General features: G+C 67.8%; 22 protein-coding genes and 1 tRNA gene. 13 read left to right on the top strand and 10 right to left on the bottom strand.

Annotated features, from left to right (window positions below; genetic code table 11):
* The first annotated feature begins 7 nt into the window (after positions 1-7).
* Together IEX25_RS05585 and IEX25_RS05590 are read left to right on the top strand one after the other, a co-directional pair.
* Positions 8-667 carry an ATP-binding cassette domain-containing protein gene (locus IEX25_RS05585; RefSeq protein WP_188714387.1) on the top strand — a complete coding sequence of 220 codons (660 nt, stop codon included), beginning with the start codon at positions 8-10 and terminating at the stop codon, positions 665-667.
* Positions 648-2,177 carry a PhnE/PtxC family ABC transporter permease gene (locus tag IEX25_RS05590; protein WP_188714388.1) on the top strand — a complete coding sequence of 510 codons (1,530 nt, stop codon included), beginning with the start codon at positions 648-650 and terminating at the stop codon, positions 2,175-2,177. Before IEX25_RS05585 ends, IEX25_RS05590 begins: the two co-directional genes overlap by 20 nt.
* Positions 2,178-2,383: 206 nt before the next feature.
* On the opposite strand, the gene ampC is transcribed toward IEX25_RS05590, so the two are convergent.
* Positions 2,384-3,544: a class C beta-lactamase gene (gene ampC / locus IEX25_RS05595; protein ID WP_229665064.1), complete on the bottom strand. Its 1,161-nt coding sequence runs from the start codon at positions 3,542-3,544 to the stop codon at positions 2,384-2,386.
* Positions 3,545-3,689: 145 nt separating this feature from the next.
* Here ampC and IEX25_RS05600 point away from each other — a divergent pair, with 145 nt between their 5' ends.
* Complete coding sequence (locus IEX25_RS05600; protein ID WP_188714389.1) at positions 3,690-4,586, top strand: LysR family transcriptional regulator; 897 nt, start codon at positions 3,690-3,692, stop codon at positions 4,584-4,586.
* 186 nt (positions 4,587-4,772) lie between these two features.
* On the opposite strand, the gene IEX25_RS05605 is transcribed toward IEX25_RS05600, so the two are convergent.
* A complete protein-coding gene (locus IEX25_RS05605) occupies positions 4,773-5,483 on the bottom strand; it encodes an anti-sigma factor (protein WP_188714390.1) in 711 nt (236 codons plus the stop codon).
* Entirely contained in the window at positions 5,480-6,040 is a 561-nt protein-coding gene (locus IEX25_RS05610) for a sigma-70 family RNA polymerase sigma factor (RefSeq protein ID WP_188714391.1), read from the bottom strand. The genes IEX25_RS05605 and IEX25_RS05610 overlap by 4 nt, the downstream gene beginning before the upstream one ends.
* Before the next feature lie 213 nt (positions 6,041-6,253).
* On the opposite strand from IEX25_RS05610, the gene IEX25_RS05615 reads away from it, so the two are divergent.
* The gene (locus IEX25_RS05615; RefSeq protein ID WP_188714392.1) at positions 6,254-7,042 is read left to right on the top strand and encodes a DUF4394 domain-containing protein; all 789 of its coding nucleotides are present in this window, start codon (positions 6,254-6,256) and stop codon (positions 7,040-7,042) included.
* Between the two features lie 508 nt (positions 7,043-7,550).
* Here IEX25_RS05615 and IEX25_RS05620 read toward each other — a convergent pair.
* The 3 genes from IEX25_RS05620 to leuB all read right to left on the bottom strand — a co-directional run bounded on the left by IEX25_RS05620 (position 7,551) and on the right by leuB (position 9,758).
* Positions 7,551-7,627: transfer RNA gene (locus IEX25_RS05620), tRNA-Pro, on the bottom strand.
* Positions 7,628-7,674: 47 nt separating this feature from the next.
* Positions 7,675-8,634 carry a DMT family transporter gene (locus IEX25_RS05625; protein WP_188714393.1) on the bottom strand — a complete coding sequence of 320 codons (960 nt, stop codon included), beginning with the start codon at positions 8,632-8,634 and terminating at the stop codon, positions 7,675-7,677.
* Entirely contained in the window at positions 8,634-9,758 is a 1,125-nt protein-coding gene (gene leuB, locus IEX25_RS05630; RefSeq protein ID WP_188714394.1) for a 3-isopropylmalate dehydrogenase, read from the bottom strand. Before leuB ends, IEX25_RS05625 begins: the two co-directional genes overlap by 1 nt.
* 162 nt (positions 9,759-9,920) lie before the next feature.
* On the opposite strand from leuB, the gene IEX25_RS05635 reads away from it, so the two are divergent.
* The 3 genes from IEX25_RS05635 to IEX25_RS05645 are packed head-to-tail and all read left to right on the top strand — an operon-like array spanning position 9,921 to position 12,764.
* A complete protein-coding gene (locus IEX25_RS05635; RefSeq protein WP_188714395.1) occupies positions 9,921-11,111 on the top strand; it encodes an MFS transporter in 1,191 nt (396 codons plus the stop codon).
* Positions 11,104-12,153: a glycosyltransferase family 4 protein gene (locus tag IEX25_RS05640; RefSeq protein WP_188714396.1), complete on the top strand. Its 1,050-nt coding sequence runs from the start codon at positions 11,104-11,106 to the stop codon at positions 12,151-12,153. The genes IEX25_RS05635 and IEX25_RS05640 overlap by 8 nt, the downstream gene beginning before the upstream one ends.
* Positions 12,150-12,764 carry a glycosyltransferase family 29 protein gene (locus IEX25_RS05645; RefSeq protein ID WP_188714397.1) on the top strand — a complete coding sequence of 205 codons (615 nt, stop codon included), beginning with the start codon at positions 12,150-12,152 and terminating at the stop codon, positions 12,762-12,764. The genes IEX25_RS05640 and IEX25_RS05645 overlap by 4 nt, the downstream gene beginning before the upstream one ends.
* On the opposite strand, the gene IEX25_RS05650 is transcribed toward IEX25_RS05645, so the two are convergent.
* Positions 12,761-13,228, bottom strand: coding sequence for a DUF2214 domain-containing protein (locus tag IEX25_RS05650; RefSeq protein ID WP_229665065.1), 468 nt, complete (start codon positions 13,226-13,228; stop codon positions 12,761-12,763). The genes IEX25_RS05645 and IEX25_RS05650 overlap by 4 nt on opposite strands.
* Before the next feature lie 6 nt (positions 13,229-13,234).
* Positions 13,235-13,618 carry a DUF6152 family protein gene (locus IEX25_RS05655; protein ID WP_188714399.1) on the bottom strand — a complete coding sequence of 128 codons (384 nt, stop codon included), beginning with the start codon at positions 13,616-13,618 and terminating at the stop codon, positions 13,235-13,237.
* A gap of 167 nt (positions 13,619-13,785) precedes the next feature.
* Between IEX25_RS05655 and IEX25_RS05660 the strand changes: the two genes are divergently transcribed.
* Both IEX25_RS05660 and IEX25_RS05665 read left to right on the top strand, forming a co-directional pair.
* Positions 13,786-14,808, top strand: a complete 1,023-nt coding sequence (locus IEX25_RS05660) for an aspartate-semialdehyde dehydrogenase (RefSeq protein ID WP_103172541.1) — start codon at positions 13,786-13,788, stop codon at positions 14,806-14,808.
* Between the two features lie 4 nt (positions 14,809-14,812).
* Positions 14,813-15,412 carry a DedA family protein gene (locus IEX25_RS05665; RefSeq protein WP_188714400.1) on the top strand — a complete coding sequence of 200 codons (600 nt, stop codon included), beginning with the start codon at positions 14,813-14,815 and terminating at the stop codon, positions 15,410-15,412.
* Positions 15,413-15,440: 28 nt separating this feature from the next.
* Here the strand turns inward: IEX25_RS05665 and IEX25_RS05670 are convergent, their stop codons facing one another.
* Positions 15,441-16,088 (bottom strand): carbonic anhydrase, encoded by a 648-nt coding sequence (locus IEX25_RS05670; RefSeq protein ID WP_188714401.1) that lies wholly within the window; start codon positions 16,086-16,088, stop codon positions 15,441-15,443.
* 142 nt (positions 16,089-16,230) lie between these two features.
* Here IEX25_RS05670 and IEX25_RS05675 point away from each other — a divergent pair, with 142 nt between their 5' ends.
* The 4 genes from IEX25_RS05675 to serB all read left to right on the top strand — a co-directional run bounded on the left by IEX25_RS05675 (position 16,231) and on the right by serB (position 19,811).
* Positions 16,231-16,608, top strand: coding sequence for a hypothetical protein (locus tag IEX25_RS05675; RefSeq protein WP_188714402.1), 378 nt, complete (start codon positions 16,231-16,233; stop codon positions 16,606-16,608).
* A gap of 83 nt (positions 16,609-16,691) precedes the next feature.
* Positions 16,692-18,068: a leucyl aminopeptidase family protein gene (locus tag IEX25_RS05680; RefSeq protein WP_188714403.1), complete on the top strand. Its 1,377-nt coding sequence runs from the start codon at positions 16,692-16,694 to the stop codon at positions 18,066-18,068.
* Entirely contained in the window at positions 18,065-18,907 is an 843-nt protein-coding gene (locus IEX25_RS05685) for a C40 family peptidase (protein WP_188714404.1), read from the top strand. Before IEX25_RS05680 ends, IEX25_RS05685 begins: the two co-directional genes overlap by 4 nt.
* Before the next feature lie 25 nt (positions 18,908-18,932).
* Positions 18,933-19,811 carry a phosphoserine phosphatase SerB gene (gene serB / locus IEX25_RS05690; protein ID WP_188714405.1) on the top strand — a complete coding sequence of 293 codons (879 nt, stop codon included), beginning with the start codon at positions 18,933-18,935 and terminating at the stop codon, positions 19,809-19,811.
* Here the strand turns inward: serB and IEX25_RS05695 are convergent.
* Positions 19,801-20,802, bottom strand: a complete 1,002-nt coding sequence (locus tag IEX25_RS05695) for an NAD(P)H-dependent flavin oxidoreductase (protein ID WP_188714406.1) — start codon at positions 20,800-20,802, stop codon at positions 19,801-19,803. The genes serB and IEX25_RS05695 overlap by 11 nt on opposite strands.
* Between the last annotated feature and the right edge of the window lie 46 nt (positions 20,803-20,848).

Raw genomic sequence — 20,848 nt, forward strand, 5'->3', positions numbered from 1 at the left:
AGCGCCCATGCTGAACTTCAGCGGAGAGGCGCTGTCCTATGGACGCACCACGGTTCTTTCGGACGTGGACTTCACCCTGCGTCCGGGGGAACGGGTCGTCCTGCTTGGCCGCAGCGGCGCAGGCAAGAGCACGCTGCTCAACGCCGCCTATGCCCGCATGGCCGAAAGCTTCCCCGACATCGCGCTGATCCCGCAGGAACACGGGCTGGTTCCGCAACTGTCGGTCTTTCACAACGTCTATATGGGCCGGCTCGACGCGCATGGGGCGGCCTACAACCTTGCCAACCTCGTCTGGCCCTTCCGGGCCGAGCGCCGCGCCATCGCGCCGGTGCTGGAAACGGTGGGGCTGGACGGCTTTGCGCGCGCGACCGTCGAGACCCTGTCGGGCGGTCAGAAGCAGCGGACGGCACTGGCCCGCGCCATCCATCGCGGCGGCCGCGTGCTGATCGGCGACGAGCCGGTGTCGGCGGTGGATGAACGTCACGCGGCCGCCCTGATCGACGAGTTGGGGCGGCGGTTCGGGACGATTCTTCTGGCCCTGCACGACGTGGCTCTGGCGCGGCGGATCGCCACCCGCCTTGTCGGTATCCGCGCGGGCCGGATATTCTTCGACCGGCCGACGGCCGACGTTTCGGACGGTGACATCCATGACCTCTACCGTGCCTGAACGCCGGCGGCGGCTGGGCCGGGTCGGCACGGCGCTTGTCTTCGTCGTGCTGGCGGCGATGCTGCTGCCCTTCGCGGACTTCCGGCTGGGCGGGCACGACCCCTGGGCCGAGTTGCAGCGGATGGCGTCGGGGCTTCTCTCGCCGGACTTCTCGTCGATCGAGGCGCTTGGCTGGGCGGCCGTGCTGACCGTGACCTTTGCCATGTGCGGGGTCGCGCTGGGGGCCTCGGCGGGCTTCGCGCTTGCACCATTCTACCGCTTCGTGCCGGTGCGGAACTTCTGCATCGCCGTTCGGTCGATCCATGAACTGTTCTGGGCGATCCTGTTGATGCAGATCACGGGGCTTTCGGCAACGACGGGGATCCTGGCCATCGCGATCCCCTATGCGGGCATCTTCGCCAAGGTCCTTGCCGAGTATCTGGACGAGGGCGACCCCCGGCCCGCCGCCGCCATGCCGCCGCGCGCCGACCTGATCTCGGTCCATTTCTTCGCCCGCCTGCCGCTGGCGCGGCGCGAATTCCGGACCTACCTGCTCTACCGGCTGGAATGCGGGCTGCGGTCCAGCGCGGTCCTGGGCTTCGTGGGCCTGCCGACGCTGGGCTTTTCGCTCGACACGTTCTTCAAGCAGGGGATGTATGGCGCGGTCGCCGCCGTGCTCATCATCTATTATGTGCTGATCGGGACGATGCGGCTGTGGATGCGCCGGCCGCTGGTGCCGGTCTACCTGACCGCCGCGATCCTTGTCATGGCCGCCATGCCCAATCCGCCGATGGCCCCCGGCGCGCTGGCCCGCTTTCTGACCCACGACATCCTGCCCGCGCCGCTGAGAAGCGGCGATCCCGGCGATCCGGGAACATGGGCGCATTTCGGCGACTGGCTGTGGACGCTGCTGGCCGGGCAGGCGCTGCCGGGGCTGGCGGCGACGCTGATCGTGGCGCAACTGGCGCTGGTGCTGGCCGGGCTTGTCGCGCTGCTGGGCTTTCCGCTGACCGTTCCGCCGGTCGCGGGAAGGCTGGGGGCGGCGCTCGGCCATGTGGCGCTGGTCATCGCCCGCTCGACCCCCGAATACATGCTGGCCTATATCGCCCTGCAGATCTTCGGCCCCTCGATGCTGCCTGCCGTGCTGGCGCTGGGGCTGCATAATGGCGCGATCATCGCCCATCTGCTGGGCCGGCAATCGGCGCATCTCCACCAGAACCTGCGGCCCGACGCCTCTCGCGGGATCGTGCTTTACGCCTATGAGCTGCTGCCGCGCATCTATGGCTCGTTCCTGGCGCTGTGCCTTTATCGGTGGGAGATCATCGTTCGCGAATCCGCGATCATCGGCCTGCTGGGCATCCCGACCCTGGGCTTCTACGTCGACCGCGCGATCCAGGAAATCCGCATCGACCGGGCGGTCGTGCTGCTGATCGTGACGATGCTGGCGACGGTGGCCATCGACTGGCTGTCCCGAAAGACGCGGGCGGCCATCGCGCCCAAGGACCTGCGGCAAGGCGCCGCGGCTGCATGAGGCCGCCTGAACACCGTTGAAGAGCATGTCAGGTCGGAAGGCCGCAGCGCAGTGCTGTCAGGCCGCTTCCCGCCAAAAGGGGTGCAAAAACTTTCGCAGGCAGCCCTGCCATTCGGCGCAGGCACCCATCAGCCCGGTTGTCGCCGCGCCGCCAGGCGGCCGTGATGCGGGACGAAAGAGCCAATTCGATGCGCCCACCTTGATGACTATTCCGCGCCCTCCTCCAGAAGCAGGTGGATCAGTTTGCGCGTGGCCTCGGCCCTGACAGGGTTGGGATAGTTCCGGTTCGCCAGCACCACCACGCCGATCTGCTCGGAAGGGATCATCGCGACATAGGAGCCGAACCCGTTGGTCGCGCCGGTCTTGTTGAGAAGGACCTTGCCGTCCAGGGCTATCGCTGCCCGTCGTGTCATCGGCTGCGGCGTCATCGCCATGTCAGCCGAGTTGCCGGCCGCGAGTTCGGAAGCATCCACCGGCCACGGATAGCCCTCCCAGACCATGGCCTGGGCATAGTGGGCGGTATCGAACTCTGACATCCGGGTCTTGGCCAGTGCCGCCGTCATCGCGTCATCAAGGGCGAGATTGCCAAGGTGGGCATCGAGAAAGCGGATCATGTCTGTGACCGTGGATTTGATGCCATAGGCTTCGGAATCCAGCATGCCGGGGCTTACCCGGACCGGGCTGTCGTCGGTCCGCGCGTATCCGAAGGCATAATGTCCCATCGCCGCCTTCGGCACCGTGACAAAGGTGCTGTTCAGGCCAAGCGCAGGCAGCAAATCCTCGTTGATGGCATCTTCATAGGACTTTCCGAACCGTTCGGCCGTGATCACGCCAAGCAGGCCGATGCTGACGTTCGAATAGGAACGGAGGGATTTGGTGTCTCCTTCGGGCTTCCAGGCGGCAAGATAGGTCATCAGCGCCTGATGATCGGCGATATCATCCGGGACCTGCAAAGGCAGGCCGCCGGTGGCATGGGCGGCCAGATCGTAAAGCGAGATCCCGTCGAAAGCCGTGCCAGCAAGCACGGGAAGCCCTGCCGAAACAGGGTCCTGCAATGACAGAAGACCCTTTTCTTCCGCCAGGGCGGCAAGCGCCACGTTGAACAGCTTGCTGTTCGATCCAAGCTCGAAAATGGTATCGGGCCCTATGGGACGAGACGCCGCGCGATCGGCCATGCCGTCGGTAAAGACGTAATGCCGCCCCTCCAGCGTGACGCCGACTGCGATACCTGGAATGTCAAACTCCTCGATGACCGGCCGGAAGACACTTTCGCTGATCGCCTGGAAGTCCTGCCGGGTCAGGTCCTGGGCATGGGCCGAAGCGGCGAGCATCGCGGTTGCGAAGCCGAGAAGTCGAACAATGATCATCATCTTTGCCTTGCGTTTGGCGGGGCGGACAGGGCCGCGTCCGAACCATGAGGAAAACTTACTGGATGGAGGTAAGGCGACCTGGCATCTGGCTTCAAATGATCGTTTCTTGCGGTAGAGGTGACGAAAACTAATAGGCCCGGCCATGGATCGACCGAACATCCCCCTTAACGCCCTTCGGGCCTTCGAGGCGGCTGCCCGCCACCTGACGCTGTCCAAGGCGGCGGTGGAACTTTGCGTCACCCAGGCGGCTCTCAGCCATCAGATCCGCAATCTTGAGGATCGCCTTGGCGTCGCGCTGTTCCGGAGGGTGCCGAGAGGCCTGGTCCTGACCGAGGAAGGTGCCGCCCTTGCGCCTGTGCTGACAAGATCCCTGGATGCGATCGGCAACACGCTCGACCGCTTCTCGGGAGGGCGCTATCACGAAGCTCTGCATGTGGGCGTGGTGGGGACCTTTGCGACAGGCTGGCTCATTCCGCGGCTGGCGGACTTCGAGGCAGCCCACCCGGAAGTCGACTTGCGGGTGTTCACCAACAACAATCGCGTCAGTATCCCGGCTGAAGGTCTTGATCTGGCGATCCGCTTTGGTGACGGATCCTGGCACGGCCTGGACGCCTGGCGGATCATGGACGCCCCCTTGACCCCGATGTGCGCGCCATCTCTTGCTCTCTCCGTCATTTCTCCACAGGATCTGAACAAACACCGCCTGCTGCGGTCCTATCGGGCAGGCGAATGGGAAGGGTGGTTCGCGGGCCTGGGACTGATCTGCCCGCCGTTGCGCGGACCGATCCTCGACAGTTCGGTCGCATTGGCCGACATGGCGTCACAGGGGCGCGGCGTCGCCCTTCTTCCCGCCGCACTGCTCACCCACTGGGAAAGGACAGGACGGCTTGTTCGGCCCTTCGATCATTCGGTTGCCATGGGAAGCTACTGGTTGACGCGGCTTCAGTCCCGACCAGAGACCGCAGGCATGCGGAGCTTTCGCCGGTGGCTCCAACAGGCGCTGTTCTGCGATGAAGGTACGGGAGGTTTGCCGGCCTAGGAGTTCAAACGGCCGAGTTGGCCCTGCTGCCGCGCGCCTGCCATCAACCGTGGCACTTCCCCCCGAGGTTCAGCGGTCCGGTTCAAATCACAAGCTGGGGGATACCCGAGGATGGGTCGCGCGATGCTCCTGCCCAACCACACGATGCTGCGGGACAGGGCCGGGACGGTGGGCCTTCAAGCGCGGCTAGATGCCCTCCTGCCGGGCCGCCAGCCCCTTGGCGAGGATCGCGCCGGTGGGCCGCCCCGTGGGCGAGCCGCCACGCGGTTCCAGCGTAATCTCGTAAAGCTGGCCATCGGCGGGTTCCGGCAAGCGGGGGGCGTCCAGGTCAGCCGTGCCGGTACCGGTCAGCAGGCCCAGGGAAATCGGTCCCATCTCTGCGGAAGGCAGCGTCCAAACCTGCATCTGCCGGTCCTGCGGAACCTCGACGCCGTTGACGAAGCGGATGCGGGCATCGGCACCGCCGTAATCCTCGACCACGGCCGTGGGGGCGCCGGCATTGTCCAGAAGCACGGCGATCACCACCGGCTCGGGCGCGAACCAGGATCCGCCCAGAACCGCGCCCGCCAGAATGCCGATGGCAGCGGCGATGCCCGAAGGAAGCATCCGGCCGGGGCGCCGGGGACTGTTGGCGGCTGTCGGAACCGGGTTGGGCGCCGGCAGCGGGATCGGCTGGGACGCAGCCAGGCGTGCGCGGATCCCTTCCCACAGGGCTTCCGCGCCAGGATGCTCTTCGGCCGTCATGTCCAACGGCAACAGCCTGTCGCGCGCCCGCGCGACAGCCGCGGCCCAGGTCGCGTCTGCAATCAGGGCAGCCTCGGCCTCGGCCTCTTGGGCATCGTCCAGCAAACCCAGAACAAAGGCGTCGGCGCGGGCGTCCAGGGTATCTTGCGTCATGACAGGCACCTCCGCAGCAGGTCCAGACCCCGGCGTATCCATGACTTCGCGGTGCCAAGCGGCACCGACTGGATCGCCGCGATCTCGCCATGGGTGAAACCGCCGACATAGGCCAGCAGGATAGCACGCCGAGATGCCGGTTCCAGGCCATGCAGGCAGTCCTTCAGCGCGACCTGGTCGCCAAGCGCATCCAGTCCCGCGCCCGCCGCCTGCAGGCGCGCGTCCTGCATTGCGGTCAGGTCGGTCGGAGCAAGGCTTTCCAGACGCCTGCCGTCGCGCAGGACGTTCAGGCACCGATTGCGCAGGATCGCGAAAATCCAGCCTCGGGCCGACCCGTCGCCTGCCCGGAACTGATGTGCCTTGCGCCAGATCTGGACCATGCAGTCCTGCACCGCCTCCTCGGCCAGATCGCGCCGCTGCAGCATCCGATGCGCCACACCCAGCAGCCGTCCACCTTCGGCATCGAGGATCTGGCGCAGGGCCTGCTGGTCCCCTGCGGCGCAGCGCTGCAGCGCGTCGGCCAGATCTTCCGATGCCGCAGCGGCGGGTGCGATCATGCGTGTGCCTCCCCTTGTCGCGAGACAGGGTTGCACGCCAGGGCGCGGGTGGTCCAGCCGTCGCGATGCGGTTTCCATGTCACCCCGACACATCGACCGCGCCGCCGGATGCGGTCCGAAAAAATAATCCGCCCGCTGCATCCAGAGGCGCGCCTTGCCGTGTCTTGAAGGAACGGGTGGCCCAGGTCGCCTGCAAACCGAAAGGATCGAGACATGACTGTATCTTGCACCGCACTTGCCGCCACCCTGGCGCTTGGCGTCACCGCCAGCATCGCCGCCGCTGCCCCCGTGATTGGCCTTGTCGATGGCACCACGCTTGCCATGTTCGATAGCGAAACCCCGGCCCAGGTATCGACGATGCCCATCACGGGCGTCGAGATGCTGGTCGGGATCGACTATCGTCCCGGCAATGGCACTCTGGTGGGCGTGACCAGCGACAACCGGATCGTCACCCTGGACGCGACAACCGGCGCCGCGACCGAGCTTTCAACCATGAACATGCCCCTGCCCGCCTCCGAGATGCCGGTGATCGTTGACTTCAATCCGATGGCCGACCGGCTGCGGCTGATGACTGGCACGACAAACCACCGCGTCAATGTCGAGACGGGCGAAGTCACGGTGGACGGCAGCCTGGCCTTCGAGGAAGGCGACATGCACGCGGGCGAGATGCCGATGATCGCGGCGGCAGCCTATACCAACAGCTTCGGCAAGCCCGAGGAAACGGCGATGTATGACATCGACACCACCATCGGCGCTCTTATCCGCCAAACCTCTCCCAATGACGGAACGCTGGCGGCCGTGGGCAAGCTGGGCATCGCCATGGACGACACGACCCCCGCCTTCGACATTCAGACTGCCGAAGACGGCATCAACACCGCATGGCTGGTCGCGGGGGGTACGATCTATACGATCGATCTGGAAACAGGTGCCGCAACCGAGGTCGGCAGGCTGCAGGGCATCACCGGCGACCTGACCGACATCGCGGTCATGCCCGCGATGTAGCGTCCCGTTCGGACTGGATGGTCCCCTGTTTCATGGCCGCCTTTTCCGCCGACTTCGAGGCAAGGCGGCCATGATGGGCACGGGCAGTTTTACGGACCGCTTCAAGGGCACCGTGTGTCTTGCAGGGATGCAAGGTGAGGTGCGCTTGTGTGGCCGGGCCTCGGGGCCGGTTCTCGGCCGGGGCGACGTGCCGCGTCCCGTGCATCCTGTCGCCAGCCGGGTTCAAGAGGATGAACATCTACGCCCCTCACCGCCAGGCGGCTCGACCCTATTCCGCAAAGCGGCAATGTGCTTTGGCAATGGACCGGTTTGATCTTCTTCGGCATTCCAAGGCATCTGGTCGCTTTGCCAAGCTTGATGCCAGGACGATCTCAGCCTGCTGCCAAAGGGAAAAACATCGGCGAGAAGCGTGGGCGTGATTCTTCGCGCCTTCCGTCAGCCTCGCTGCCTCGAAGAAGGAATGGTGACCATTCGAGGAAGACTTCAGTGGCAATCCATACGGGAAAACTGGTCGGAGCGAGAGGATTCGAACCTCCGACCCCCTGCTCCCGAAGCAGGTGCGCTACCAGGCTGCGCTACGCTCCGACCGTGACGGGGCAGGTAGCGCGGGGCGGGCGGGATTGCAAGCCCCGTCAGGGGCGCGGCGGCCATATTCTTTGCAGAAGCGACGTGCGCGGCGCCGTCACCGTTTCCGCCCGGATGCGAGAGGCGATCACCGGGCGGTTGGCGGAATTGCCGCCCCGGCCTTCGCGCCAGACGATATAGATGCCCGATGCGATGATGATCGTGGCGCCGGCGAAGGTCGGCAGGTCCAGAACTTCGTCGAAGAAGATCCAGCCATAGGCGGTGGCCCAGAGGATCTGCGAATACTGCATCGGCGCGACGATCGCGGCCTCTCCGGCACGATAGGCCAGGATCAGCAGGAAGCCCGCGACAAGGCCCAGGCAGGCGATCACCCCGGCAAGGGCCAAATGCGGCAGTTCCATCGGGCGATAGCCGATGGTCAGCGAGGCGCCGGTGGCCAGGAAGTTGCCCAGCATCGGCCACATCAACAGCACCAAAGGGCGTTCCGACCGGCCCAGCTTGCGCAGGATCACCGCCGTCGTGGCCGATGCGATGGCCGAGGCGAGCGCCGCGAGATGGCCCCATCCCAGCGACTGCGCGCCCGGCCGCAGCACGACCAGCACCCCGAGAAGGCCGATCACCACCGCCGCCCAGCGGTGCGGGCCGACCTTCTCGCCCAGAAGCGGGATCGACAGGATCGTGACCAGCAGCGGCGCCGCGAACAGGATCGAATAAACCTGCGCCAGGGGCAGTTGCGAAAAGGCGAAGAAGCTGCCCATCCCGGCGATCACCCCCACCACCGTGCGGACCGCGACCCAGCCGGGATTGGCGGGCCGCAGCGTGCCGGGCGTGGGATCGCGCATGATGATGACCATCACCAGCGGAAAGGACAGCAGCGACGAAAAGAACAGCACCTGGAGCGCAGGATACTGCGCCCCAAGCACCTTGATGACCGCGTCATGCGTCGCATAGATGCCCATCGCCAGCAGGGCGAGGGCCGCGCCACGGACGTTGGACGCGGCTTCCATCAGGCTTGCGACAGGGCCGCGACGATCCGGTCGCCCATCTCGGCGGTGGACACGGGCGTGCCGCCGTCGGGACCCATCAGGTCGGCCGTGCGCACGCCGTCCGCCAGCACCTTTTCCACCGCCCGTTCCAGGTCGGAGGCCGCCTGGCCTTCGTCGAAGGAATAGCGCAGCGCCATGGCGAAGGACAGGATGCAGGCGATCGGGTTGGCCTTGCCCTGCCCCGCGATGTCGGGCGCGCTGCCATGGACGGGTTCGTACATCGCCTTGGGCCGGCCATTCGCCATCGGCGCGCCCAAGGATGCCGAGGGCAGCATCCCCAGCGACCCGGTCAGCATCGCGGCGGCGTCCGACAGAAGGTCGCCGAACAGGTTGTCGGTCACGATCACGTCGAACTGGCGCGGGTTGCGCACCAGCTGCATCGCGCCGTTGTCGGCATACATGTGGGTCAGGTCCACGTCGGGATATTCGTTGTCATGGACCCACTGCACCTCCTCGCGCCAGAGGATGCCGGATTCCATCACATTGGCCTTCTCCATCGAGCAGACCTTGTTGTTGCGGCGGCGCGCAAGTTCGAAGGCGGACCGGGCCACGCGGCGGATCTCTCCGCTGGTGTAACGCTGGGTGTTGATGCCGACGCGGCCGCCCTCGTTGTCGGGGTTGTTGCCGTCGGCATGGATGCCACGCGGCTCGCCGAAATAGACGCCCGAGGTCAGTTCCCGCACGATCAGGATGTCGAGGCCCGCCACCACCTCGCGCTTGAGGCTGCTGAAATCGGCGAGCGCGTCAAAGCACTGCGCCGGGCGCAGGTTGGCGTAAAGATCCAATTCCTTGCGCAGGCGCAACAGGCCGCGCTCGGGTTTGACGCTGAAATCCAGCACGTCGTATTTGGGCCCGCCGACCGCACCCAGCAGGACCGCGTCCACGGCCTGAGCCTCAGCCATCGTTTCGTCCGTCAGGGGCGTGCCATGCGCGTCATAGGCGGCGCCGCCGACCAGTCCGTGCCGGATGTCGAAGGACATGCCGCGATTGGCCCCGAACCAGTCGATGACCTTCACGACCTCGGCCATGACCTCGGGGCCGATCCCGTCGCCGGGCAGGATAAGAAGCGAATAGCTGTCGGACATGCGGGCCTCCCTCTTGACGCGGGTTCCGGGTTAGACGGGCGCCGGGATGGGGTCAAGCGGGGGCGGGCGCGCCAAAGGTCTGGCCCGCGGAATTGCACGTCTTGCACCCGGCGCCGCGATGGCCCAGCCTGCGCGCGACGCCGCGAAGGGGAAGCACCGCGCATGCCAGCCATTTCCGTGGGCATCGTCAGCCTCGTGCTGGCCTATGTCCTCAGCCAGTTCTATCGCGCCTTCCTGGCGGTGCTGACGCCGGTCCTGGGGGTGGAACTGGGGGCCAGGCCGGGGGACCTGGCGCTGTCGTCCGGGCTGTGGTTCGCGGCCTTCGCCCTGATGCAGATCCCCGTGGGGCGGATGCTGGACCGGATCGGGCCGCGCCTGACGGTGGCCCTGCTGCTGGGCGGCGCGGGCGGCGCGGGGGCGGCGGCTTTCGCCCTGGCCCAGGCGCCCTGGCACCTGCATCTGGCGATGGCCCTGCTGGGCGTGGGCTGCGCGCCGGCGCTGATGGGGTCATACTACATCATCGCCCGCGAATATCCGTCTGCGGCCTTCGGGGGAATGGCGGGGATGATCGTGGGCTTCGGCTCGCTGGGCAATATCCTGGGGGCGACACCGCTGGTCTGGGCCATCGAGGCGCTTGGCTGGCGCGCGACCATGGCGGGCCTTGGGGTGGCGACCGTGGCGGTGGCGGTGCTGATCGCGGGCACCGTGCGCGATCCCGCCAGGCTGGGCGCGGACCAGCCGCAGGGTTCGCTGGCCGAGGTGCTGCGCATCCGCGCGCTGTGGTTCATCCTGCCCCTGTTCTTCGTGAACTACGCAGCCTCGGGCGCGATCCGGGGGCTGTGGGCCGCGCCCTATCTGGAACGCGTCTTCGAGGCCGATGCCGTGCTGATCGGCCGGGCGACGCTGGCGATGGGTCTGGCGATGATCGCGGGCAATTTCCTGGTGGCCCCGGCCGTGCGGCTGGTGGGCAGCCTGCGCCGGACGGTGCTGATCTTCACGGGCTGCACGCTGGCGGTGATGGGGTTCCTGGTCATGAACCCCGATCCGGGGCTGGCGGCGGCGGTCGTGCTGCTGGCGCTGATCGGCCTGTCGGGCGCCGGCTATGTGCTGCTGATGGCGCATGGGCGGTCATTTTTGCCCGATCACCTAGTGGGGCGGGGGGTGACCTTCCTCAACATGATCTCCATCGGCGGCGTCGGCGTGATGCAGTTTGCCTCGCGCCCGGTGTTCCAGGCGGCCGCCGCGGCCTATGCCCCGCCGCAGGCCTTCGCCATGCTGTTCGGGTTCTTCCTGATCCCGCTTGCCATCGGCTTCGCCCTGTATTTCCTGACGCCCGAGGCCCGGAATGCCTGAATCGCCGGCCGACCCGCTGGTCATCGCCCCCAACCTCAAGCGCCGCCTGTCGGGCGTCACCGCGACCGTGGTCCGGCTGATCCCGGTGCAGGCCCGCACCATCGCGATCCGCGCCACCGGCCCCGGCCTGCCGCCCGAGGTGCCGCATATCCCCCTGATCCGCGCGGCCCTGATGCCGCGCGACCGCTGGCGGGTCTGGCACGCGCGGCGCAACACGGAAATGGCGCTTGGCCTGATCCTGCGGCACCTGCTGCGGCGCAAGTACCGGCTGCTGTTCACATCCGCCGCGCAGCGCCGCCATACGGGATTCACCAAATGGCTGATCCGCCAACAGGACGCGCTTGTCGCGACATCGGACAAGGCGGCCCGCTATCTGGACCGGCCCGCGACGGTGGTGATGCACGGCGTTGATACCGACATTTTCCAACCACCCGCCGACAAGGCGACGCTGCGGCGCGAACTCGGCCTTGACCCCGATGCGGTGCTGATCGGCTGCTTCGGCCGGGTGCGCGCGCAGAAGGGCGTGGATCTTCTGGTCCGCGCGGGGCTGCGGCTGCTGCCGGACCGCCCGCGCGTGCAGATCGTCTTCACCGGACGCATCACGCCCGACAACCGCGCCTTCGCCGACGAATTGCTGGAGGAAATCCGGTCAGCAGGTCTGGAAGACCGCATCCGCTTCCTGGGCGAACTTCCCTGGGACCAGGTGGTGCGCCATTATCAGGCGCTCGACCTGTTCGCGGCCCCCGCCCGGTGGGAGGGCTTCGGCCTGACGCCGCTGGAGGCGATGGCCTGCGGCGTGCCCGCGGTCGCGGCCCGCGTCGGCGCCTATGAAACGCTGATCCGCGACGGCGTCACCGGCAGCCTCGTGCCGCCCGACGATCTGGATGCGCTGACCGAAGCCCTGCGCCACTGGCTGGACGATGACGCGGCCCGCGCCGCCGCAGGACGCGCGGCCCGCGACCACGTCGCCACCAACCACGCCATCGAAGGCGAGGCCCGCGCCTTGGTCGAAATCTACAACGAGTTGCTGGCCCGGCCATGAACAAGCTGTCCTTCTATTCCGCCCGCCTGATGCGCGATGAAACCGCGCTGCAGTCCCTGTCCGTCCCGCAAGGCAACCTGCTGGCGGACCTGGAAGGCAAACGCGTCGCGCTGATCGGCAATGCTCGGTCTCTGGCGCAAACCCGTCACGGCGCGGCCATCGACGCCGCCGACCTGGTGATCCGCATCAACCGGGCGCCGATGCCCAGCCCCGACAGCCACGGCACCCGCACCAACTGGCTGGCCCTGGCGGTCCGCCTGGCCGACGAGGATCGCGACCGCCTGAACCCGTCGCGTCTGTTGTGGATGTCGCCCAAGCGCAAGCGGCTGGGCTGGCGGGTCGCCAGCAGCTCCGGTTTCTATCTGCATCCCCTGCCCGACTATCACGCGCTGAAGGACCGCCTTGCCGCGCCGCCGACCACCGGGGCGATGCTGATCGACCTGCTGCTGCGGTCGCCGCTGGCAAGCCTGACCCTTTACGGCTTCGATTTCTTCGCCAGCCAAAGCCTGTCGGGCCGGCGCACCGCCGACCAGGTGCCCCACGACTTCGGCGCCGAAGCCGCCTGGGTCGCGGATCTGCGCCGCAGCGATGCCCGCCTGAGCCTGGCCTAGAGAAACCCGATCCAGCGGCCCGCCAGCAGCACCGACAGCCACAGCGCCGCCGAGATCGCGGCCAGCACCCGCGTGGCCCTGTCGGCGACCCCGGTGACCACGACCCTTTGCCAGCCCAGACGGTGCAGCAGGGCGACATTGCCAAGCGCCGCCGCCAGCAGCACCAGCTTCCACCGGAAGGCAGCATTGTCCAGGTATTCGGTCGCGCCGACCGACCACAGGCAGAACCCCGTCAGCACCGCCAGCCCCAGCCCCGCGCCCGCCATGCGCGACAGGAAGGGGCCGATCACGGCCAGGGACGGCCCGCGCAGCACGCCCAGGATCCGCAGATCCAGCGGCAGGATCGCGCCCAGCAGCAGCCCGATCCCCAGGATATGCGTGGCGTTCAGGACCATGTACAGGGTGCCCGACCCGCGCAGCACCCGCGCCAGGCTCGACGCCTCGATCCAGGCCGCAAGCTCCACCACCCGTCAGTCGGGCCGGATGCGTTCGGGATACATGTCATAGTTCCGGCCGTCGATGACGATGCGGACGGCCTTGATATGCGCCTCGGCCCGGTCGCGGTCGCGGTTGCCGATCACGGTGACGGCGTCGCCCACGGCGGCGGTGTCCGGCCCGAAGCCCGACCGCGTGGTCCGGCCCGGATTGCCCAGTTCGACGAACCAGACCGTGCCATCGGCCGCCCTGACCCGAAGGCTGGGATGGGGCGGCGCCATCGAGATGTCCTCGATCACGCCTTCCAGGCGCGACTGCTCGGCCTCGGCCCAGGACCAGCCGTGATGGGCCAGGGCGGGGGGCGCCACAGGGGCCAGGACCGCAAGGGCCAGAAGCGCGGGGCGAAGGATGCTGAACATGGGCCGGCCTTTCCCGTTTGGTTCGGTCAAGGATAGCGCGCCCGGCCCGGCCGGCGGATGACATTGGCGTGACCCATGCGCCGGTCGGGTGGCCGGGCCTTTCCCCTTCCCTTGCACCCCCCCATGCGCTAAACGCACCCGACCGCCAGAAAAGGAGTCCCAAGGAGATGGGGTACAAAGTCGTCGTCGCCGGCGCCACGGGGAATGTGGGCCGCGAAATGCTGAACATCCTGGAAGAACGCATGTTCCCGGTGGATGAGATTGCCGTGCTGGCCTCGCGCCGGTCGCAGGGCACCGAAGTCAGCTTCGGCGACAAGACCCTCAAGGTGAAGGACATCGAGCAGTTCGACTTCACCGGCTGGGACCTCGCGCTGTTCGCGATCGGATCGGACGCGACCAAGATCCACGCCCCCCGCGCCGCCCAGGCCGGCTGCGTGGTGATCGACAACTCGTCGCTCTATCGCTACGACCCGCAGATCCCGCTGATCGTGCCCGAGGTGAACCCCGAGGCGATCCACGACTACAAGAACAAGATGATCATCGCGAACCCCAACTGCTCGACCGCGCAGATGGTGGTGGCGCTGAAGCCGCTGCATGACCGTGCGCGCATCAAGCGCGTGGTGGTTTCGACCTATCAGTCGGTGTCGGGCGCCGGCAAGGACGGCATGGACGAGCTGTGGGACCAGACCAAGGGCATGTATGTGCCGGGTCAGGAAAAAGAGCCCAAGAAGTTCCAGAAGCAGATCGCCTTCAACGTGATCCCGCAGATCGACGTCTTCCTGGACAGCGGCGACACCAAGGAAGAATGGAAGATGGCGGCCGAGACGAAGAAGATCCTCGACCCCGCGATCAAGGTCACCGCGACCTGCGTGCGCGTCCCGGTCTTTGTCGGCCATTCGGAGTCCATCAACATCGAGTTCGAGGATTTCCTGGACGAGGACGAGGCCCGCGACATCCTGCGCGAGGCGCCGGGCATCCTGGTCGTGGACAAGCGTGAACCCGGCGGATACACCACGCCGGTCGAATGCGTGGGCGATTTCGCCACCTTCGTCAGCCGCATCCGCCAGGACGTGACCGTCGAAAACGGCCTGAACCTGTGGTGCGTCAGCGACAACCTGCGCAAGGGCGCGGCGCTGAACGCGGTGCAGATCGCCGAACTGCTGGGCAATCGCGTCCTGAAGAAGGGCTGACCGGGTGTTCGACTGGATCGCGGCTTTCCTTGACAGCGGCGGGGCCCTGGCTATCGCCGCGCTGATGCTGCTGGAAAACGTCTTTCCGCCGATCCCGTCGGAACTGATCATGCCGCTTGCAGGCTTCAACGCCGCGCGCGGCGGCACGCCCTTGTGGCTGGCCATCCTGGCCGGGGGGCTGGGATCGCTGGCGGGGGCTTGGCTGTGGTACCTGGTCGGGCACGCCTTCGGGGCGCACCGGCTGCGCCGCCTGATCGCCAGCCACGGCCGCTGGCTGACCCTGACCCTGTCGGAATTCGAAGCGGCCGAGGGCTGGTTCAACCGTTACGGCCGGGCCATCGTCTTCTTCGGCCGCTTCGTCCCCACCGTGCGCACGCTGATCTCGATCCCCGCAGGGATCGAACGGATGCCGCAGGGGCAGTTCCTGCTGTTCACCGCGCTTGGCAGCTTCATCTGGTCGGGCGGGCTGGCGGTTGCCGGTTATCTGCTGGAAGACCAGTACGAAAATGTCGAACACTGGATCGATCCGCTGTCCACGGCGGTCGTGATCGGGATCATCGCGCTTTATCTGTGGCGCGTGATCCGCTGGAAGCCCGACGCCTGAGGGGCGCCGGGCATCCCTTTATCCCGGATCAGACTTCCACCCAGCTGCGGCCGCCTTCGACGGCCTGGACCAGGGTGCCCTCGCTGATGTCGTGGACAAGGCCGTGGATCGACATCTGGCCCGATTCGACCGCCGCCTTGACGAAGGGGAAGGTCATCAGGTTCTCGATTGACACCAGCACCGCCTCGCGTTCCAGGGCCGCGACCTGCTGGTCCTCGGGCAGGTCCTTCACCCGATCATAGCCGGGGCGCAGGACATCCATCCAGCGGCCCACGAAGCTGGTCTTCTCCTCAAGCTCGGGGGCGCGGCCCGAACACATGGCATGACAGCCCGCGACACCGCCGCAGCTGGTATGGCCCACGATGATCAGATGGGCCACCTTCAGCGCCTGCACCGCATATTCCACCGCGGCCGAGGTGCCGTGCTGCAGCCCGTCCGGCGCATAGGGCGGCACCAGGTTGGCGATGTTGCGGTGGATGAAGAATTCGCCCGAATCCGCGCCGAAGATGCTGGTGACATGGACGCGGCTGTCGCAGCAGGAGATCACCATGGCGCGCGGACGCTGTCCATCGGTCGCCAGACGGCGATACCAGGCGCTGTTTTCGGAATAGGACGTGGCCCGCCAGCCGTGGAAACGGCCAACCAGATAGTGCGGCAGGGGGCGGATGTTGTGCATGTCTCACCTCTCTTGTCACGCTGCTTGATAGGCGGGGATTGAAACAAATTCGAGAGGTTTCTTTTGCCGCCATCAAGCCTTTCTTCATGGCAAGGCCCCATGTTGCGGGGACCGGACGTGCAAGAAGATGAAGGTAAGGCAGATGGCACAAATCATGGCGTTGGCCGTATCGGAACCCGTTCGGGTCGATTCCCGGCGCGTCGGCGACATCGTCACCGAACTGGGCGAAACGGCGGCCCAGAATGTCATCGGCCTGGCGCTTGAACAACTGGCGGGCGCGCTGACTGCGGCCGACCGTGCAGTCAGCGCGGAAGACCTGCCCGAGATCGCGCGCCAGTCGGACCTGCTGGCCCGGCTTGCCTGGCAGATCGGGCTGTTGTCGCTGGCAGGCGTGGCCATGGACCTGGGCGGCTGCGCGGAACGGCGCGACCCCATCGCCCTGCCCGCCGTCCATGCCCGGCTGATGCGGGTCGGCAACCGGTCCCTGACGGCCATCTGGGACAGGTCCGGGCTTGGCTAGGCTTGCGGGCCGGGGCGCAGGTTGTAATGTCGCGCCCGACAGACAAGGCCCGACAGACAAGGCCGACAGACAAGGATTGTCTCATGCTCCCAGATTTCGCCCCCGAATCCGCCGACGCCCTGCCGCTGTGGGCCGTCTGGAAGGGCGATCCGCTGGCGGACCAGGCCGGACCCTGGCCCGCCTCGGCCGGGTTTTCGGCGAAGCTGGGGGAAATCTGCCTGCTGCCCAATGCCTCGGGCGGGCTGGCGGGCGCCTTCCTGGGGCTGGGCGACCGGACCCGGGCAAACCGCACCCGTTTCGCGCTGGCCCATGCCACGGCCCTGCCGCCCGGCATCTGGCGCCCCGCCTTGCCCGAAGGACTGGACCCGGACGAGGCTGCCCTGGCGCTGCTGCTGGGACAGTACCGCTTCACCCGCTACAAGGGGGCGGCCCAGGACGGGCCGCAATTCATTTGCCCCGAAGGCGTCGATGCCGCCCGGATCCGCGCCCAGGCGGCCGGAGAGTTTCTGACGCGCGACCTGATCAACACCCCCGCCAACGACATGGGGCCGGACGATCTGGAAGCCGCGGCCCGCGCCCTGGCGGCTGAGGTCGGCGCATCCGTGACGGTCACGGCCGGCCCGGACCTGCTGGACGCGAACCTGCCGATGATCCACGCGGTCGGGCGCGCCGCCGAACAGGCCCCGCGCCTGATCGACATCCGCCTGGGCAACAACGGGCCGCGCCTGACGGTCGTGGGCAAGGGCGTGTGTTTCGACACTGGCGGGCTGGACATCAAGCCCTCGGCCTCGATGCTGCTGATGAAGAAGGACATGGGCGGGGCGGCGACCGCGCTTGGTCTGCTGAAGATGCTGGCGCTGACCGGCGCGGCCGACCGGATGCGGATCCGCGTCCTGCTGCCGGTGGTGGAGAACAGCGTTTCGGCGGCGTCCTTCCGCCCCGGCGACGTGCTGACCAGCCGCAAGGGCCTGACGGTCGAGGTGAACAACACCGATGCCGAAGGCCGCCTGATCCTGGCCGATGCGCTGACGCTGGGTGCCGAGGAATCGCCCGACCTGATGATCTCGCTGGCGACGCTGACGGGGGCGGCGCGGGTGGCGCTTGGCCCCGACCTGCCGCCCTTCTATTGCGACGACGATGCGACCGCCGATGCGCTGTCCCGCGCCGCGATGGCCGTGCGCGATCCCCTCTGGCGGATGCCCTTCTGGGATGGCTACGAATCGCAGATCGAGCCGCCGATCGCGGATCTGGACAACGCGCCCTCGGGCGGGATGGCGGGATCGGTCACGGCGGCGCTGTTCCTGCGCCGCTTTGCCCAAGGATGCGGGCGCTACGTCCACATGGACATCTATGGCTGGCAGCCGGTGCTGGCCCCAGGTCGCCCCAAGGGCGGCGTGGGCCAGGGGGCGCGGGCGATCCTCGCCGCGCTGCCGCAGATCCTGCCCGCGGACGCATCATGACGCTGGACCGGCGCCTGACCCCCGCCACGGATCGCGTCGCCCTGGAAAGCCTGGCGGGCGTGATCGAACGTCCCGCCTATACCCCCGGCCATCCCGCGCGGCTGACGGTGCCTCTGGCCGATCTGATGACCGCGCCGGACGGCCGCCGCGACCGGCAGGTCAATTTCGGCGCCGACGTGACGGTGATCGAGACGCGCGGCGACTGGTGCTTCGTTCAGGCCGCGCTTGACGGCTATTGCGGCTGGTTGCCCGCCGCCGCACTGGGCACGGATCTGCCACCCATCACCCACCGGGTGACGGCGCCCGCGACGCATGTCTATCCCGCGCCCGACATGAAGCAGCGAGAGACCGCCAGCCTGTCGATCGGCGCCCGCCTGTCTGTCGCGGGGATCGAGGGGCGGTTCGCCCGGCTGGCGACCGGCGGCTTCGTTCCCGTCCAGCATGTCGGCGACCGACCCGCACCGGATCCGGTGCCCGTCGCCGAAAGCCTGCTGGGAACCCCTTATCTGTGGGGCGGCAACAGCCGCTGGGGCATCGACTGTTCCGGGCTGGTCCAGGCCGCGCTGACCGCCTGCGACATTCCCTGCCCCGGCGACAGCGATCTGCAACGCGTGGCCTTTCCGGCCGTGGACGACATCCGGCGCGGCGACCTGCTGTTCTGGCCGGGCCATGTGGCCCTGGCGATGGGACCGGACCGCATGATCCACGCGACGGCCTTTGCCATGGCCGTGATCGTCGAAGCCATCCCTGACGCGCTGGCGCGGATCGAGGCCGCGGGCGACGGTCCCTTCCTGGGCATCCGCCGCCCGGCTCTGGCGCAGCCTGCCGCTTTGGCCTAGACCCCCGCCAAAGGAGGCCCGGCCCATGTTCACCGTCTCGCTGATCGCATCGCCCCTGCGCGCCAACCTGACCGAGGATGTCGCGCAAGCCCTGGCCCATCGCTGGGGGGGCGGGCCGATCCGCTGGCTGAACCCCCGCGTCGCGGCCGAGTTCGACGTGCCAACCGAACCCGCCGATTTCCAGGACACCTGGGCGGAATTGCAGCAGCAGACGCTGGATCTGGCGATCCAGCCCGCCGCGGGGCGGCGCAAGGCGATCCTGCTTGCCGACATGGATTCGACCATGATCGGGCAGGAATGCATCGACGAACTGGCCGACATGGCGGGGGTGGGTCCCCGCGTGGCCGACATCACCGCCCGCGCCATGAACGGAGAGCTGGATTTCGACGGCGCCCTGACCGAACGGGTCGGCTTGCTGACCGGGTTGAAGGACAGCGTGATCGCCGATGTCCTGGCCTCGCGCATCACCATGGCTGCGGGCGGGGCGGAACTGGTGGCGACGATGCGCGCCAACGGGGCCTATACGGCGCTTGTGTCGGGCGGCTTCACCGCCTTTACCCAAGCCGTGGCCGACCGGCTGGGTTTCGACGAACACCGCGCCAACACCCTGCTGGCGGAAGGCGGGTTGCTGACCGGCCAGGTCGCGCTGCCGATCCTGGGGCGAGAGGCCAAGGTCGAGGCGCTGATCCAGATCGCCGCCGCGCGGGGGCTGACCCCCGCCGATGCGATCGCCGTGGGCGACGGCGCGAACGACCTGGGCATGATCCAGATGGCCGGAACGGGCGTGGCCCTGCACGCCAAACCCTCGGTGGCCGCGCAGGCCCCCATCCGCATCAATCACGGCGACCTGACGGCGCTGCTGTACCTGCAAGGCTATGGCGCGCGGGATTTCGTCACGGGCTGATCGCCCGCACCGTGTCCGCCGCAGGCCGCGCGATGCTGGCCGCCGCGCCCGTTCCCGCCCAGAACGCCCCGTATCCGGCGGTTCCCTGCGCCATGGCGGCGGCGTGCAGCGCCTTGCCGATGTCATAGGCCACCGGATAATCCGCCGCGCCCGTGTCGTCGATTGCGGTGAAATCATTGGCCAGGCAGCGTGCCGGACGGCCGGAAATCGCGCGGGTCATCACCGTCCGCCCGCCCGACAGCGCCGCCCGATGCGCAGGCGGGGTCGCGGCTTCGGGCGCGCGCAGAAAGGCGGTGCCGCATTGCACCGCAACCGCGCCCGCATCCATCGCCGCCCGCGCCGCCGCCCTGTCCATGATCGCACCCGCAGCCACGACCGGCAGGCCCAGCGGCATCAGCGCCCGCACAAGCGCCAGATGATCCAGCCGGCTGTCGGGACTGTCCGGGTCGAAGATGCCTCGATGACCCCCCGCCTCGTACCCTTGGGCCACGATCACGTCGAAACCTGCATCGCGAATCGCCTGCCCCTCGGCGACCGAGGTTGCCGTCGCCCACAGCTTGCACCCCGCCCCTTTCAGGGCGGCGATCTGTTCGGGCGTGGGAAGGCCGAAATGACACCCGACGATGGCCGGCCTCTCGGCCAGCAGCACCGACAGCATCGCGTCATTGCCGCGAAAGCTGGGATAGATTTCGGACAGGGTCATGGGCGGGCTGGCCCCGAACCGCTGGAAGACCGGGCGCAGGGTGTCGATCCATGCGGCCTCTTGCGCCGGGTCGCGACGGGCGGGCCTATGGCAGAACAGGTTCACCCCGAAGGCCCGGTCCGTTCCCCGCCGCACTGCCCGGATCGCCTTGCGCGCGCCCTCCGCATCCAGGGCGCCAAGCGCCACGAAGCCCAGTCCGCCCGCTTCGCAGACCGCCACGGCCAGTTCCGGGGTCGAGGTGCCCGCCATCGGCGCCTGCACCACACGGTGCGTCAGATCATCGAACATCGTCGTGCCCCCTTATCCTTGCCCGGACGGACATCCCAGGAGCCAA

This window comes from Paracoccus acridae, from assembly GCF_014642735.1.
GTDB classification, from domain to species: domain Bacteria; phylum Pseudomonadota; class Alphaproteobacteria; order Rhodobacterales; family Rhodobacteraceae; genus Paracoccus; species Paracoccus acridae.